This is a genomic window from Staphylococcus sp. SB1-57 (genome assembly GCF_017086425.1).
Lineage (GTDB): Bacteria > Bacillota > Bacilli > Staphylococcales > Staphylococcaceae > Staphylococcus > Staphylococcus warneri_A.
This window is the reverse complement of record NZ_CP070964.1, coordinates 958,097-973,088: the sequence shown is the minus strand read 5'-3', so window position 1 is coordinate 973,088 and position 14,992 is coordinate 958,097. Positions and strand designations below refer to the sequence as shown.

The 14,992-nt window shown below is 32.7% G+C and carries 15 protein-coding genes, 8 tRNA genes and 1 riboswitch; of the genes, 6 read left to right on the top strand and 17 right to left on the bottom strand.

Translation table 11 applies throughout. The features are described from left to right. The first annotated feature begins 185 nt into the window (after nucleotides 1-185). From JX000_RS04940 to JX000_RS04930, 3 genes are all read left to right on the top strand, one after another. Nucleotides 186-491: a hypothetical protein gene (locus tag JX000_RS04940; RefSeq protein ID WP_124227873.1), complete on the top strand. Its 306-nt coding sequence runs from the start codon at nucleotides 186-188 to the stop codon at nucleotides 489-491. A gap of 138 nt (nucleotides 492-629) precedes the next feature. Then, nucleotides 630-992 (top strand): fluoride efflux transporter CrcB, encoded by a 363-nt coding sequence (crcB, locus tag JX000_RS04935; RefSeq protein WP_075778778.1) that lies wholly within the window; start codon nucleotides 630-632, stop codon nucleotides 990-992. Beyond that, on the top strand, nucleotides 992-1,348 hold the full coding sequence (locus JX000_RS04930) for a fluoride efflux transporter FluC (RefSeq protein WP_241005001.1): 357 nt from the start codon (nucleotides 992-994) through the stop codon (nucleotides 1,346-1,348). The genes crcB and JX000_RS04930 overlap by 1 nt, the downstream gene beginning before the upstream one ends. A 58-nt stretch (nucleotides 1,349-1,406) precedes the next feature. Here the strand turns inward: JX000_RS04930 and JX000_RS04925 are convergent, their stop codons facing one another. From JX000_RS04925 to metK, 3 genes are all read right to left on the bottom strand, one after another. Beyond that, nucleotides 1,407-2,243: an aldo/keto reductase gene (locus tag JX000_RS04925; RefSeq protein ID WP_124227874.1), complete on the bottom strand. Its 837-nt coding sequence runs from the start codon at nucleotides 2,241-2,243 to the stop codon at nucleotides 1,407-1,409. Between the two features lie 151 nt (nucleotides 2,244-2,394). After that, nucleotides 2,395-3,303 carry an NERD domain-containing protein gene (locus JX000_RS04920; protein ID WP_002452130.1) on the bottom strand — a complete coding sequence of 303 codons (909 nt, stop codon included), beginning with the start codon at nucleotides 3,301-3,303 and terminating at the stop codon, nucleotides 2,395-2,397. 119 nt (nucleotides 3,304-3,422) lie between these two features. Continuing rightward, complete coding sequence (metK, locus tag JX000_RS04915) at nucleotides 3,423-4,622, bottom strand: methionine adenosyltransferase (protein WP_206140944.1); 1,200 nt, start codon at nucleotides 4,620-4,622, stop codon at nucleotides 3,423-3,425. A 108-nt stretch (nucleotides 4,623-4,730) separates the two neighbouring features. Further along, a riboswitch (SAM riboswitch) is annotated at nucleotides 4,731-4,846 on the bottom strand. Between the two features lie 153 nt (nucleotides 4,847-4,999). On the opposite strand from metK, the gene pckA reads away from it, so the two are divergent. After that, nucleotides 5,000-6,592, top strand: coding sequence for a phosphoenolpyruvate carboxykinase (ATP) (pckA, locus tag JX000_RS04910; protein ID WP_075778776.1), 1,593 nt, complete (start codon nucleotides 5,000-5,002; stop codon nucleotides 6,590-6,592). A gap of 32 nt (nucleotides 6,593-6,624) precedes the next feature. Here the strand turns inward: pckA and JX000_RS04905 are convergent, their stop codons facing one another. Then, entirely contained in the window at nucleotides 6,625-7,374 is a 750-nt protein-coding gene (locus tag JX000_RS04905; protein ID WP_185291332.1) for an alpha/beta hydrolase family protein, read from the bottom strand. Between the two features lie 10 nt (nucleotides 7,375-7,384). Then, on the bottom strand, nucleotides 7,385-7,858 hold the full coding sequence (ytkD, locus tag JX000_RS04900; RefSeq protein ID WP_002452126.1) for an RNA deprotection pyrophosphohydrolase: 474 nt from the start codon (nucleotides 7,856-7,858) through the stop codon (nucleotides 7,385-7,387). Nucleotides 7,859-7,918: 60 nt separating this feature from the next. Here ytkD and yidD point away from each other — a divergent pair, with 60 nt between their 5' ends. Next, on the top strand, nucleotides 7,919-8,158 hold the full coding sequence (gene yidD / locus JX000_RS04895; RefSeq protein WP_002452125.1) for a membrane protein insertion efficiency factor YidD: 240 nt from the start codon (nucleotides 7,919-7,921) through the stop codon (nucleotides 8,156-8,158). Here the strand turns inward: yidD and menC are convergent. Further along, nucleotides 8,142-9,155, bottom strand: a complete 1,014-nt coding sequence (menC, locus tag JX000_RS04890) for an o-succinylbenzoate synthase (protein WP_206140943.1) — start codon at nucleotides 9,153-9,155, stop codon at nucleotides 8,142-8,144. The genes yidD and menC overlap by 17 nt on opposite strands. Next, nucleotides 9,142-10,554, bottom strand: a complete 1,413-nt coding sequence (gene menE, locus JX000_RS04885) for an o-succinylbenzoate--CoA ligase (RefSeq protein ID WP_206140942.1) — start codon at nucleotides 10,552-10,554, stop codon at nucleotides 9,142-9,144. Before menE ends, menC begins: the two co-directional genes overlap by 14 nt. A gap of 251 nt (nucleotides 10,555-10,805) precedes the next feature. On the opposite strand from menE, the gene JX000_RS12300 reads away from it, so the two are divergent. Continuing rightward, complete coding sequence (locus JX000_RS12300; protein WP_100066984.1) at nucleotides 10,806-10,874, top strand: epsilon family phenol-soluble modulin; 69 nt, start codon at nucleotides 10,806-10,808, stop codon at nucleotides 10,872-10,874. Between the two features lie 857 nt (nucleotides 10,875-11,731). Here JX000_RS12300 and JX000_RS04875 read toward each other — a convergent pair. From JX000_RS04875 to hemY, 10 genes are all read right to left on the bottom strand, one after another. Continuing rightward, nucleotides 11,732-11,820 (bottom strand) — tRNA-Ser (locus tag JX000_RS04875). Nucleotides 11,821-11,872: 52 nt separating this feature from the next. Further along, nucleotides 11,873-11,944: transfer RNA gene (locus JX000_RS04870), tRNA-Glu, on the bottom strand. A 1-nt stretch (nucleotide 11,945) separates the two neighbouring features. Continuing rightward, nucleotides 11,946-12,020, bottom strand: a tRNA-Asn gene (locus JX000_RS04865). 7 nt (nucleotides 12,021-12,027) lie between these two features. Beyond that, nucleotides 12,028-12,101, bottom strand: a tRNA-Gly gene (locus JX000_RS04860). Nucleotides 12,102-12,122: 21 nt separating this feature from the next. Continuing rightward, a tRNA-His gene (locus JX000_RS04855) sits at nucleotides 12,123-12,198 on the bottom strand. Nucleotides 12,199-12,211: 13 nt separating this feature from the next. Then, nucleotides 12,212-12,284 (bottom strand) — tRNA-Phe (locus JX000_RS04850). A gap of 13 nt (nucleotides 12,285-12,297) precedes the next feature. After that, nucleotides 12,298-12,373 (bottom strand) — tRNA-Asp (locus JX000_RS04845). Between the two features lie 15 nt (nucleotides 12,374-12,388). Then, nucleotides 12,389-12,462 (bottom strand) — tRNA-Met (locus JX000_RS04840). A 440-nt stretch (nucleotides 12,463-12,902) separates the two neighbouring features. After that, the gene (locus tag JX000_RS04835) at nucleotides 12,903-13,457 is read right to left on the bottom strand and encodes an RBBP9/YdeN family alpha/beta hydrolase (RefSeq protein ID WP_002452122.1); all 555 of its coding nucleotides are present in this window, start codon (nucleotides 13,455-13,457) and stop codon (nucleotides 12,903-12,905) included. 132 nt (nucleotides 13,458-13,589) lie between these two features. Then, nucleotides 13,590-14,987, bottom strand: a complete 1,398-nt coding sequence (gene hemY / locus JX000_RS04830) for a protoporphyrinogen oxidase (protein WP_206141002.1) — start codon at nucleotides 14,985-14,987, stop codon at nucleotides 13,590-13,592. Nucleotides 14,988-14,992: the final 5 nt, after the last annotated feature.

Below are 14,992 nucleotides of genomic sequence, written 5' to 3'. Positions count from 1 at the left end.
ATTATTTAACTTAACATCATTAATGATTTATAAATAATTTATAACATGCTTTTGAAATGTAAGCGAATTATTTGCCTATATCATAGGATTTCATATTTCACCATATTTTTTATATTAATTTATACTATTCTCATATCCTAAAAAATGGTAGTATATTGTAATGATAACCATCTAGGAGGATGCGCATGTCAAAATCTAAAATTTACTTTTATATTACATTACTACTATTAGCGATAAGCTTTTTCTTTAATACAAACAACCCATTTCTGAATAGTGTTTTAGGTTCATTCGTTAAATTGGTCATCGCATGTAGTGTGATCAATGTCATTATTTTGATTGCTTCTGTGATATTTGCAGATAAATCTATCAAACACGCGCGTGAAAAACAAGATTGGATAAGAATTGGTAGTAAGTTATTACCTATTCTTATTTTCATTGTGATTATCATTCATATTTTATCCTCATTACATACATATGGTTTCCTTTTATAAAGTATTTATGTAATGTGGACGTATATAAATCAATCTTTTCCATGAGAATTGGTTGATTTAGTTTTATATATGAAATCCAACCATTCTAGATATAGAATTATATATTTTGTGACTGACCAAATTGAAGGGATTTAAAAAATGCAATATTTATTTATTTTTATTGGTGGCGCCTTTGGTGCATTAATGAGATATCTGTTTTCTTTCTTTAATCATGGACATGACATACCTATAGGCACATTAAGTGCCAATTTAATAGGTGGCTTTTTTATGGGATTTTTGTCGGCTTTAACTATTAAGTTATTTAACAATAATCCTTTATTAAAAAAAGCTGTCACTACTGGATTCATGGGAGCATTGACTACTTTTTCTACATTTCAATTCGAACTCGTTCAAATGTTTAATCAGCAACAATGGGCGTTATTAATCTTTTATGCTTTGATTAGTTACATCCTATGTATCCTTTTATGTTTATTAGGCAAGAAATTAGGTGAGCAGATATGATAATGACAATGGTATTAGTTATGCTGGGCGGCGGTATTGGTGCGATGAGTCGTGCGTTGATATCAAATTACTTCAATCACTTTAATACCAGATTACCTGTTGGTACTTTGATAGTTAATATTGTTGGATGTATGTTAATTGGTGCCATATCAGGCTTATCACTTCACATCAAATGGATGAATCCATTCTTCATCACAGGTATTTTAGGCGGGTTAACAACATTTTCAACCTTATCTAATGAACTTGTAGGCATGGTATCACCTCAATTTAAGCCTATACCTTTTATTATTTATACGCTCTTGCAATTTGTTGGTGCCTTTGCAAGTTGCTATTTTGCATATCATTTCTTTCAATAACTAATGATATTCATTAAAACCACGTCCCCTGTTCGATTGAGGACGTGGTTTTGTCATATTATTTCCCATTAAATTCTGAAGGGTCTGGCCCAATTCTTTTATTTTGATTTAGGTCATCTAATTTTTTCATTTGGTCATCATTTAATTCAAAATCTAATATATTTAGATTTTCGTCAATACGGTGAGGTGTTACTGATTTAGGAATTGTGACTACTTGATGTTGATAGTTCCATCTAATAATCACTTGTGCTGGCGTTTGCCCAACTTCTTGTGCTACTTGATTAACTACTTCATCATCTAATATTTGCGCGTTCATTAATGGTGACCAAGATTCCATCACAATATTTTGAACATCTAAATATTGTCTCAACTCTTTTTGAGTTAAGTATGGATGGAACTCAACTTGGTTAATTACAGGCTTAATAGATACTTGAGCTAGTAACGCTTCAAAATGATCTACATTAAAGTTACTCACTCCAATATTTTTAACACGCTCTTGTTTATATAAATCTTCCATACCTTGCCATGTATCTATCATTAGGGCTTCATTCGTACCCGGCCAATGCATTAAATACAAATCTAGATAATCTAAATCTAACCTTTTCAAACTATTTTCGTAGGCTTGTTCAACATTTTCTCTACCATAATCTTCTAACCATAATTTTGAGGTAATAAATAAATCCTCACGTTTTAAGCCTGCAGATTCAAGCCCTTCTTTAATACCTTGTCCTACCTTTTCTTCATTACCATATACCATTGCTGTATCGATACTTCTATATCCATTTTCAATTGCGTATTTAACAGCTTTTGTACAATCATCATTATTTTCAACTCTAAATGTACCTAGACCAACTTTCGGCATCGTATGACCATTATAAAATTTAATATTATCCATACATTCCCACTCCTTAAATACAATTTCAATATTCTATACCCTATGAAAGTAGATAAAACTCAGATTAAACATAAGTCATATAAATTTCAATATCTGTGCTCAAAACTAAAAAAGCTAGTAGAGATAACATCCCTACTAGCTTCGCTGATATTTAATTAAATGATTCGATTTGTTCCATGATTTGTTGTAAATCATCGACATTATATTGAATACGTCCATGGAATACAAATTTGTTAAAGAATTCATCTAGTTGTTCAGGTCCAACTAATACTTTGACATTACTATTTTGAGCATAATTAGAAATAGTAACATCTCCTTCATTTTTAGGGTTAAAGTAAAGAATAGATGTTGGTGTATACTTAGTATTTAATTTACTTTGTAAGTCACCAGCTACATTCTGTATTTGTTGAATCTCATCTGAATAGTTTATAAATGATAATGATTTTTCGTCACTATTTTGATCAAGTACTAATGTTTGAGGCGTTCCTTTATCTAATTCCAACGTATTAAATACTTGTTCCATTGTTGGTAGCTCAGAAAATTGAGCGCCACTAATACCATTATATACATGACCTTTTAATAATTGAGAATCAATAATATATAATCCAGTACGTGTAAGAACGAGATGACTAATTCTTTCAATCTTATTTAATTCATTTGTCGGTAAGAAAATATTAGCCATGATATGCATATCTTCAGGACGAATACGTTTTTCATTGACTAAACGCTCACGAATACCAATTAATCGCATATCAGTTACATATTCACTATGGTTTTTAGAAAATAGCTTTAATGCATCAATTTCTCTTTCTTTACTATTTACTGTAGCTTCATAATCTTCTTTTTGTTTCGTAACTGTCTTTTTATTCTCAATACGTTCTTTTTCCAAAGCTTCTTCATGAGATGCCTTTATACTTTGTTCTTTTTGTTGGTATTCTTCTTCTGTTTGTTGCTTAATCTTTTTCTTACTATTTAATGCAATTAAAAATAGTACAAAAAAGATAATTGCAATAACTACTGCAACAATTAACCCTATACCAATAGGTGAAGATAAACTCATCACATCAACGCTCCTTTTATATGATCAATACAATTAATTATAAAACATAATCAAGACATTTTCGACATCTTGTCGCAATTTATCTTATTATATTTCAAACATCTCACATGCTATTTTGTTTAAGCCTTGTTAATCGTATCTTTTAAAACGTTGACTTTATCCAATTTTTCCCATGGTAATAATACGTCAGTACGTCCAAAATGACCGTATGCAGCAGTTTGTTTATAAATAGATTGTTTTAAATCTAACATTTTAATGATACCAGCTGGTCTTAAATCAAAGTTTGCTCTAACTGCTTCTACTAATTCAGACTCAGACACTTTACCTGTCCCGAACGTATCAATAGCTATAGATACTGGTTCAGCTACACCAATAGCATAAGCAAGTTGTACTTCACATTGTTCAGCTAATTCTGCAGCAACAATATTCTTCGCTACATATCTTGCTGCATAAGCAGCAGAACGGTCTACTTTAGTTGGATCCTTACCACTGAAGCAACCACCACCATGGCGTGCATAACCTCCGTACGTATCTACAATAATCTTACGTCCTGTTAATCCAGCATCCCCTTGTGGTCCACCGATTACAAAACGTCCTGTAGGATTAATATAGAATTTCGTCTTATCATCCATTAATGATTCTGGAACAGTTGGATAAATGACATGTTTTTTAATATCGTTTTGAATTTCTTCTAACGATTTATCTTCAGCGTGTTGTGTTGATACAACAATAGTATCAATGCGTTTAGGTTTATCATTTTCATCATATTCTACAGTGACTTGAACCTTACCATCTGGACGTAAATAATCTATAATGTCATCTTTACGTACATCTGATAGACGTTTCGCTAATTGATGAGATAAGAAAATAGGTAACGGCATATAAGTATCTGTTTCGTTTGTAGCATAGCCAAACATTAATCCTTGGTCACCTGCACCAGTTGCTTCAATTTCTTCTTCAGAAATATCATCACGGTATTCTAATGCTGTATCAACACCTTGAGCGATATCTGGTGATTGTTCATCAATTGCAGTTAAAACCGCCATTGTTTGTGAATCATAACCATATTTGGCACGTGTATAACCAATATCTTTAATTGTCTCTCTTACTACTTTTGGAATGTCAACATATGTCGTTGTTGAAATTTCACCTGAAATTAATGCCATTCCGGTTGTCACTGTTGTCTCACAAGCGACACGTGCATTAGGGTCGTCTTTAAGAATTTCGTCTAAGATTGCATCAGATACCTGATCAGCAATTTTATCTGGATGTCCTTCAGTTACTGATTCTGAAGTAAATAATCGTTTATTGTTAGTCATGTTTTGCTCCTTTTAAAATATATTACGATAATTCTCTTTTATATGAGCTAAATAAAAGAGCCTTCTACTACTACCTAGATAGAGTGAAGACTCTTATACGTCCATTCGCTCTTATCGTTCAGACATTATGTGTCTGCAAACGGTTTGGCACCTTTCTTTTTATATGTAAAAAGAGGTTGCTGGGTTTCATTGGGTCCATGTCCCTCCACCACTCAGGATAAGAGAATCCGTTAAAATTAATACTACCTAATAAGAGAATTAATGTCAATTTATGATTTAAGTTATTTTAGTAATAATTTACGGTGGATTAATTAAATTGATATGTTATACTATTGAAATGTAAAGGCTTACATTATAACTATCTGGAGGGATTAAGTATGTCGATTGATACATACTCTGAAACGTCAAAAATTAAACAATTATTAGAAAAACCATCAACGAAGTTTCAACTATCAACAACTCAACTTTACAATAAGATCTTAGATAATAATGAAGGTGAACTTACTGAATTAGGCGCTATTAACGCAAGCACTGGTAAATATACTGGTCGCTCACCAAAAGATAAGTTTATCGTTACTGAACCTTCATATAGAGATAATGTAGATTGGGGAGACGTCAATCAACCTATCGATGAAGAAACATTCTTAAAACTTTATAATAAAGTATTAGATTACTTAGGTAAAAAAGATGAACTATATGTGTTTAACGGCTACGCAGGTAGTGATAAAGATTCACGTTTAAAATTAACTGTCATTAACGAATTAGCATGGCATAATTTATTTGCACATAATATGTTCATTCGTCCTGAATCTAAAGAAGAAGCAAAATCAATCAAACCTAACTTTACGATTGTATCAGCACCACATTTTAAAGCTGATCCTGAAGTTGATGGTACGAAAACTGAAACGTTTGTCATTGTATCATTTAAGCATAAGGTTATTTTAATCGGTGGCACAGAATACGCTGGTGAAATGAAAAAAGGTATCTTCTCAGTAATGAACTACTTATTACCTATGCAAGATATTATGAGTATGCATTGCTCTGCTAACGTAGGAGAAAAAGGCGATGTCGCATTATTCTTTGGGTTATCAGGTACAGGTAAAACAACGTTATCAGCTGATCCTGAAAGAAAATTAATCGGTGACGATGAACATGGTTGGAATAAAAATGGTGTGTTCAACATTGAAGGTGGTTGCTACGCAAAAGCGATCAATCTTTCAAAAGAAAAAGAACCACAAATTTATGATGCTATTGAATACGGCACTATCCTAGAAAACACAGTCGTTAAAGAAGATGGTACTGTTGATTTCGATGATAATAAATTCACTGAAAATACAAGAGCGGCATACCCTATTCATCATATTGATAATATTGTATTACCTTCAAAAGCAGCACATCCTAATACGATTATCTTTTTAACTGCAGATGCATTTGGTGTGATTCCTCCAATTTCAAAATTAACTAAAGATCAAGCAATGTATCATTTCTTAAGTGGATTCACGTCTAAATTAGCAGGTACTGAACGTGGTGTAACTGAACCAGAACCATCATTCTCTACTTGTTTCGGCGCACCATTCTTACCACTACATCCAACTGTTTATGCAGACCTATTAGGTGAATTAATTGATAAACATGATGTTGATGTGTATTTAGTTAACACTGGATGGACTGGCGGAAAATATGGTGTTGGTAGAAGAATTAGTTTACACTATACGCGTCAAATGGTTAACCAAGCAATCTCAGGTAAATTAAAAGATGCAGAGTTTACAAAAGACTCAACATTTGGTTTAAATATTCCAGTTGAAATCGAAGATGTACCAAAAACTATTTTAAATCCTATTAATGCTTGGAGCGACGCTGAAAAATATAAAGCACAAGCAAATGATCTTATCCAACGATTCGAAGATAACTTCAAAAAATTCGGCCCTGAAGTGGAACATATTTCTGACAAAGGTGCTTTCAATAAATAAAAGTAAAGCGCGGCAGACTTAAATCTGCTGCGCTATTTTTTGTTTGTTTCTATTTGAGTCATCCATTTATGTATATACGTTAAAGTTTCTTGCAAAGCAAATGGTCGAGGTACATGTCCTTCTTCCATTTGATAACATGTATCATAAGGTGCACCAATATCTTTCAATTGTCGTTCTAGATAATAAGCTTGATGAATACCTACCTGTTTATCTTTACCACCATGTACAATTAAAATCGGTGGACTTTGCGGTGTAATATATTGTATCGCTTCTCTAACTTCATATGCTTCATGATCTTTTTTAGGATGTCCTACCATTCTTCTCAGCATCCCTCTTAAATCCACACGCTCTTCATACATTAAATGTATATCAGAAACACCACCCCAAATGATATAACTATCAACTGGTAAATCTTGAAATGTTAGCAAGCCTTGCAACCCACCACGAGAAAATCCAATCATATGTATAAACGCGTTGGGATATTTTGAATGTAATATGCGTATAAGTTCAGTGACATCATTTAAATCTCCTCGATAAAACTCATCTTTACCTTCACTACCATTATTACCTCTATAATAAGGGCCTACAACAAGTGTGTGCTCATTGGCAAATTGCATTAAACGAGCTGCTCGTACCCGACCAACTTGTCCTTTTCCGCCTCTTAAATAAACCACGATTCGATTAACTTTACTATATGGTGTCATCATTAGTGCTTTCACTTTTAGATGATCAACATCATAAGTGATTTCATCAAACTGGTGCGTAGCTATTTCAATCGGCATTCTTTTCATTTTAATAAAGTCCAAGTGAAGTCACCCTTTCAAAACAGTGTAAAATGGCGTCATCTTGTAGCAAAAAACTACGTTCACTATATGGTATGTCTTTAATAGAAGTAAAAAGACAAGGGCCATCTGTTTCTAAATAGTCAGTTCGATTGGCTAAAGATGAAACTTGAATAAAATAAACATCTTTGACGAACCTAGTGGCATCGTTAGTTTTCACAGTATATTGAGCAATATACTGCATTTCTTCTACATATGCGCCGGTTTCTTCATATAATTCTCGTTGGATAGCATCAATACTTGATTCTCCATGTTCTCTTTTGCCGCCAGGAAATTCAATACCTCTATTTTTATGTCGAGTAAATAATAACTTCCCTTGGTATACTGGTATTGCAAGAACGTGATTACCTGTTGGATTATCTGTATTCGCTTTATATGTTAACTGCACTTCTCTTTGGTCTTTATCTAAAAACTTCAAGTACATCACATTCCTTTATAATATGTTAAAATAACTGTATTCAAAATTCTGGTTGGAGGCTTTTTTATGAAAAAAATATTTCTAGCCTTGATACATTTTTATCAACGCTATATATCTCCATTAACACCACCTACTTGTCGCTTTTATCCTACATGTTCAGAATATACGCGTGAAGCGATTCAATATCATGGTGCTTTCAAAGGATTATATTTAGGCATTCGACGCATACTCAAATGCCATCCACTACATAAAGGTGGCTATGACCCAGTACCGCTTGCTAAAAATAAGTCTAAACATCACCATTAATACATTCTAATTTACTTCTATCAACTATTGGGGGGATGAATGCAATCATTCCCTCTTTTAAAATACCTTCATTTTCCACAAAATCATTTTCAAAATAATAGCCTGCTGGCGTCACATCTCCAGGATAATCACCATATTGAGATAACATCGCAGTAAAATATCGACTCAATCCATATTCGTACATACCACCTACAACAATATTAATACCCCTATTTTTTAGATAATCAATGGTTTCGATAACACGGTCAATGCCACCTAATCTAAACGGCTTGAGTACGACCGTATCAATTGGATAATGCGAAACAATAAACTGAATATCATCAATTGATGTAGCTTTTTCATCAATAGCAATAGGTAATTGAGGTTCATCATCAAACTGTTTTAAGGTATTAATATTAGCAAATGGTTCTTCTATATATAATATGTTCTGCTTAGTATTTTTATTTATTTCTTGGTATTGATTGATATCGAGTGACTCATTTGCATCGATGACAATATCAAATGGAAATTCTAATGACTTTAATTTATTAATATCAGAAATTAATTGATTTGAATATTTCACTTTTATACGTTTAGGTTGTGTTTGCTTTAACGTCGCAAATTGGGCATCACTCCATCCACTCACGGTAGCACCATATTCAACCTTAAATGCTTTAAGTTTATAATACATTTGATATAACGCCATGACAACTGTACTGCGGGCTGCCGGACAATGATTTAATGTATTCAATAATGCCTGCCATTCTTCAAACGAATGTACATCTTTATTTTTAATTGATACAAACCACTGTTCAATCTGTTGTTTAACCGATGATATGGTTTCCTTATCATACCATGGTGTTTTAAAGGCATTGCACTCACCAAAATACGTATCACCTGTATCAGTAATCAGTTCGATAACTAAACATTCTCTTTTGTCTAACGACACTTTAGGTGTCACAATAGGTGATTTAAATGCCTGACTATATAAATAAAACTTCAACTCATTTATCTTCATTTTTTGATTCCTTTGACATCACTTTATTTCTTTGTAGTTTACCTGTTGATGTATATGGTAATTCATTTACTTCATAAAAGGCTTTAGGTATTTTATATTTAGCTAAATGTGTGGAGAAATGTTGCTGTAAATCATTTTTATCAACATAGTCTTGGGCGATATAATATAGTACCGGTACTTGACCCCATGTGTCGTCATTTTGACCGATACATACGGCGTCTTCAATTTCAGGAAAATATTTAGCTACAGATTCAATTTGATATGGATAGATATTTTCTCCACCACTAATGATTAAGTCTTTACGACGATCATAAATCATAACGAAGCCATCATCGTCAATTTCAGCAATATCACCTGTTTTAAAAAAGCCATCTTCAAAGGTATCTGTTAAATTAGAAGGATATAAATAACCATTCATTACATTTTCCCCTTTTATAAGTAATTCACCGTGACCATTTTGATCAGCATCTTTAATTTTAACTTTGACATTATCACTCGGTTTTCCAACTGTATCATATCGTTGAGCCAACATATCTGGTGTCGCAGTTAAAAATTGTGAACATGTTTCAGTCATTCCAAACGAATTATAAATAGGTAAGCGATAATCTAATGCTTGTTGAATTAAATTAGAAGAAAGCTTTGCGCCACCTAACAGAATCTTTTCTAATTGATAAGGCTTTTCTAAACCGGCATCCATTAACCATTTTAATGTTTGTGGTACAAGAGACACATGAGTAATATCTTCATTTTTAATTATATCAAGCATATCTTCTGTATTATATTTCTCTAATAGTCTGACAGTAAATCCTTCCATCACACTACGTAATATCACACTCAAACCAGATATATGATAAATCGGGAGTACAGATAACCATTTAGATTGTTGACTATAACCTAAGCTCCTTTTACATCCTTTTGCACTTGCTAGATGATTCTTAAACGTTTGAGGCACAGCCTTTTGTGGACCTGTCGTACCCGACGTAAACATGATTGATGCGATATTTTCTAATTTAAAAATATTCATTTGATCTTCTATTTGATTTAAAAGCTGAATTTCCTCAATATTGTATATATTAAAACCTTCTAATTCTAAAGATGTCGTTGTGATAATTGTATTAACATCGATTGAATTCATTTGAGCAATCATTTCATTAGTCGTTAAGCGAGTATTAATCATCGCAATTTCAATATTAGCAAGCCAACATGCATGTATTAATATCAATGATTCAATTCGATTGTTAATATGTAAACCAATTCTTGACTGAGCTAATTGTATTAAATGTTGTGAAAGTACATGCGCTTCATCATATAAAGCTTTGAATGTAAGCGAGCGTTGTCCATCAGTCACAGCTATTTTGTTTTTTTTCTTGATAGATTGTTCCTTTAACCAAAAGTCCACGAGTCATTCCTCCATTTATGATTACATATTTAATTATAACGATTTTAATAGCATCTATCAGTGTTCAAATCTTAAATTTCTAATAAAGTATGTAGAAACAAATGTATATCTACACCTTCGCATTCAAGAATGTCCTTTTAAATGATAAAAACTACATCTTGGGAAAAACGTATATAAAATAAGAAAAAAAACACCAAAAAAGATTAAAAAAGATTTATATTAAAGATACAAATTATAGGAGGTGAATCACAATGCAATTTATCACAGATCTTATCAAAAAAGCAGTAGATTTCTTCAAAGGTTTATTTGGTAACAAATAATCTGCATCATGATCATCCTGGAACTCAAGTTCCATAATCCTATGGCCCTAAAGCATACCTTATCGTATCGCTTTAGGGTTTTTCTTATATGTTTGATATGTTATATATGTATAAAGTTTGAATGAAGAAAATTATATATTATAAATATTATCGTTTTTAAGATACTTAGATATGCTTTCATCTAAAACGTTTGGAATTATTAATAGCCATAAAATAATTGCAATGTTTTCAAAATCAATTGCAATTTTCAAAATCAATCGTGAAATATCTGATAAACTTAACCCCTCCTATTTTTAAAATTCCAAATTTGGTGATACTAACACTTATTATATTGTTAAACAGTGTCTCATAATCATATTGACTTATTCTTATAACTTTCATTTGATTTTATCCATAAAAAATAGAGATTGAAGTAGTACTACTTCAATCTCTATAATATAATTTTTTGTTTATTTGTAAAAATTCTCATGATGTATCATTTTAAATTTAAAAAGCAGGATAAGTATAAAACTCAATCCTGCAAAATACTATGATATTCAATTATCGCCTAGCCTCATAGTTGGCTGGCTACTGTGTTCAATGTATTTCGTTTTAATAGTCCACGCACTGTCGTTGACTTATATATATTATAACATTTTTATTTTATTTCTCAAGATATGATTCTAATGTTTTTATTTCTTTTTTAACGTTGTGTGGTTGTCTTTCTTTATGGTCTTCAATTTTTGATTGGGCAACTTTACTCACTTTTATTATAATTTAGACTTTCATTTAAATTCTTTTATCCTCAAATTAATGCCTAATTTAAAAGAAAAGAAAAATAAGCCTAGAATGGATTAAAACCATTCTAGGCACTTTTACGGAGAGTGAGGGATTCGAACCCTCGAGACGCTTGTGGCGCCTACACACTTTCCAGGCGTGCTCCTTCGGCCAGCTCGGACAACTCTCCATCATAATATGATAAATAAAAAAACAGAAGCGATATTTCACTTCTGTTTGTATGACTCCTACGGGACTCGAACCCGTGTTACCGCCGTGAAAGGGCGGTGTCTTAACCGCTTGACCAAGGAGCCATGGCTCCACAGGTAGGACTCGAACCTACGACCGATCGGTTAACAGCCGATAGCTCTACCACTGAGCTACTGTGGAATAATAATGGAGCGGGTGATGGGAATCGAACCCACAACATCAGCTTGGAAGGCTGAGGTTTTGCCATTAAACTACACCCGCATGTGAAATGTAATACGATTATGGGGCGGTTGAAGGGAATCGAACCCTCGAATGTCGGAACCACAATCCGATGCGTTAACCACTTCGCCACAACCGCCAAAAATGACGAATGGTTCAGGACAGAGTCGAACTGCCGACACATGGAGCTTCAATCCATTGCTCTACCAACTGAGCTACTGAACCATAATATTAATAATGGCGGTCTCGACGGGAATCGAACCCGCGATCTCCTGCGTGACAGGCAGGCGTGTTAACCGCTACACTACGAGACCTATTAAAACTATGTATTGCGGGAGGCGGATTTGAACCACCGACCTTCGGGTTATGAGCCCGACGAGCTACCGAACTGCTCCATCCCGCGATAATATTATTTTTGACTACTTGATTATTGTACCATCATTAGCTTAATAAAGTCAACACTTTTTTAAAACTAAATTTACATTGTTTGAATTAATAAAACAATCGATACGTTCAAGTCGCTTTAATACGCTCTCGCTTAACACTTTATTAGTATATTAAGTTTGTTACTATTAGTCAATATTAATTCCAAATTAAAATGTGTAAAAATTACTACTTGATTTCATTTTATAACAAAAGTGTCTAAATGGCCTTCTATTATATTAACTTTCATCCAATATTGATACCTTTTCTATAAAATAATCATCTTCTATTATTCATGTTTTCTGTTTTTTGTCCCTTACTGCTACTAAATGGATCACAATATCAAATGACTAACGCCATACTTATCTATTCTAAATAAGTACGGCGCATATTTTAAATTATATTATTAATTTCCCTACCCTATTGCGTCATAAATCCTTGCATACGATTTTGTAGTGATGTGAATGTAGTAAAACCATCCTCTTCCATAAAATGGCCACCATCTTCAACAACTCGCATACGTCCATCTAAGGTATCCATGAGTCGTTTCGTTTCTTTATATGAAACATGTGTATCATTTTTAGAACTCAAACCATAAAAATGATCTACTTTACTTTTAACTCGTTCATAATTAATCGTTACTCCATGTAAATCAATATTTTCATCTATGTCTACTGCATCATCTTTAAAACCAGCAATACTGAATAGCCCTTCAACATTTTGTTCTAATGTTTCTATAAATTTCAAAGTCGCTATCGTTCCAAATCCATGTGTTACAAAATATGTATCTTTCTTTCTTACATTTAATTGTTGTTGCATTTGCTTAACCCACATATCAATTTTAGCAGGAGTATTAGCTTCTAAATTAAAAAGAGAGACTTTATATCCTTCTAACGTTAAATTGTGACCTAACCATTCATACCAATGATTATGTGCATTTCCTACACTTGAATGAACAATGATGACATCTGTCATTTTTTATCAACCTCACTTCTAGATTAAGTAGCAGTCTTTATCATGAACGTATTTATCTTTATTCTATATCAAAAGCACTTTAAAAAGACATTATTATCCTTTTAAAGTGCTTTAATTAAATTATAAAACGTATTAACGTAATTCCTCTAGCATTTCATCAACCGCATTATGACCTTGTTGGATACAATCAGGTAGGCCAACCGCTTCAAATGGTGCCCCTGTAATTTTTAATCGCGGATAAGTTCGTTTAATATGTTCTTGAATTTTTCTAATTTGTTTAATGTGGCCTACATGGTATTGAGGCATACTTTTCGGTAATCGATTGACTATTGTGAATTCAGGATCACCTTTAAATGTCATCATTTGTTTTAAATCACGACGTACTATAGAAACAATTTCTTCATCTGTGTGATCATCCACAACAGTATCACCTGGTTTACCAACATAAGCTCTTATTAAAACTTTGCCTTCTGGTGTTGTAAATGGCCATTTTTTAGATGTCCATGTACATGCCGTAATATCTGTATTACTTGTTCTAGCAATAACAAAACCAGTACCATCATAAGTATTTTCAATATCTTTTTCATCAAATGCTAGGACAACAGTTGCAACTGTTGTTGAATCCATCGTATTGAAATAATCAAATGCTGGATCATGATTGAACCATTGCATAAACACTTGTTGAGGTGTAGTGACTAATACACCGTCATAAACTTCATTTTTACCATCAACAACCACTTGATAGTCTCTTTGAGATACAATAATATCTTCAACTTTAGTGTTATATTTAATGTCTACACCTTGATTTTTAACAGCTTTTTCAAGTGCTTCGATAAATGAGCTTAAACCATGCTTGAACTGTTTAAATTGTCCTTTCGGCGCACCTGGATATAATTGACGTTGTTTAATACGTTGTTCTTTTTCATCTTTCATACCTTTAATTAAGCTACCAAAGGCTTCTTCTTTTTCTTTAAAGTTAGGAAATGTACTCATTAAACTTAAGTCATCTATATTTGTACCATAGATACCACCCATCAGTGGTTCAATTAAATTTTCAAGTACTTCATCACCTAAACGCTGTCTAAAGAAATCACCTACTGAAATGTCATCTTCTATTTCGATAGGCTTTTTAAATAAATCTAATCCAGCTCTAAGTTTACCTAATGGTGAAATTAATTTAGTTTTGATAAAAGGTTTAATATCCGTTGGTATTCCCATAATAGAACCACCAGGTATCGGATATAATTTATTTTTAGCATAAATGTATGATTGACCTGTCGTATTGGTAATTAAATCATTACCTAATCCAATTTCATTAGCTATATCAGTCATAATCGTTTTTCTACCTAAATAAGACTCTGGGCCTAATTCAATCGTATAGCCATCTTTACGATATGTTTGGATTTTTCCACCTGGTCGATTGGTTGCCTCATAAATGGTTACATTTAAATGAGGATTTTGTTTTTTCATATAGTAAGCACTTGTTAAGCCGGTTATACCTGCACCGATGATTGCTACATTCTTACTCAAAATCA

What these genes read in the sequence shown, in the direction of transcription:
- JX000_RS04940 (WP_124227873.1), top strand. Translation starts at nt 186, where the DNA reads ATGTCAAAATCTAAAATTTACTTTTATATTACATTACTACTATTAGCG.
- crcB (WP_075778778.1), top strand. Translation starts at nt 630, where the DNA reads ATGCAATATTTATTTATTTTTATTGGTGGCGCCTTTGGTGCATTAATG.
- JX000_RS04925 (WP_124227874.1), bottom strand. Translation starts at nt 2,243, where the DNA reads ATGGATAATATTAAATTTTATAATGGTCATACGATGCCGAAAGTTGGT.
- JX000_RS04920 (WP_002452130.1), bottom strand. Translation starts at nt 3,303, where the DNA reads ATGAGTTTATCTTCACCTATTGGTATAGGGTTAATTGTTGCAGTAGTT.
- metK (WP_206140944.1), bottom strand. Translation starts at nt 4,622, where the DNA reads ATGACTAACAATAAACGATTATTTACTTCAGAATCAGTAACTGAAGGA.
- pckA (WP_075778776.1), top strand. Translation starts at nt 5,000, where the DNA reads ATGTCGATTGATACATACTCTGAAACGTCAAAAATTAAACAATTATTA.
- JX000_RS04905 (WP_185291332.1), bottom strand. Translation starts at nt 7,374, where the DNA reads ATGCCGATTGAAATAGCTACGCACCAGTTTGATGAAATCACTTATGAT.
- ytkD (WP_002452126.1), bottom strand. Translation starts at nt 7,858, where the DNA reads ATGTACTTGAAGTTTTTAGATAAAGACCAAAGAGAAGTGCAGTTAACA.
- yidD (WP_002452125.1), top strand. Translation starts at nt 7,919, where the DNA reads ATGAAAAAAATATTTCTAGCCTTGATACATTTTTATCAACGCTATATA.
- menC (WP_206140943.1), bottom strand. Translation starts at nt 9,155, where the DNA reads ATGAAGATAAATGAGTTGAAGTTTTATTTATATAGTCAGGCATTTAAA.
- JX000_RS04835 (WP_002452122.1), bottom strand. Translation starts at nt 13,457, where the DNA reads ATGACAGATGTCATCATTGTTCATTCAAGTGTAGGAAATGCACATAAT.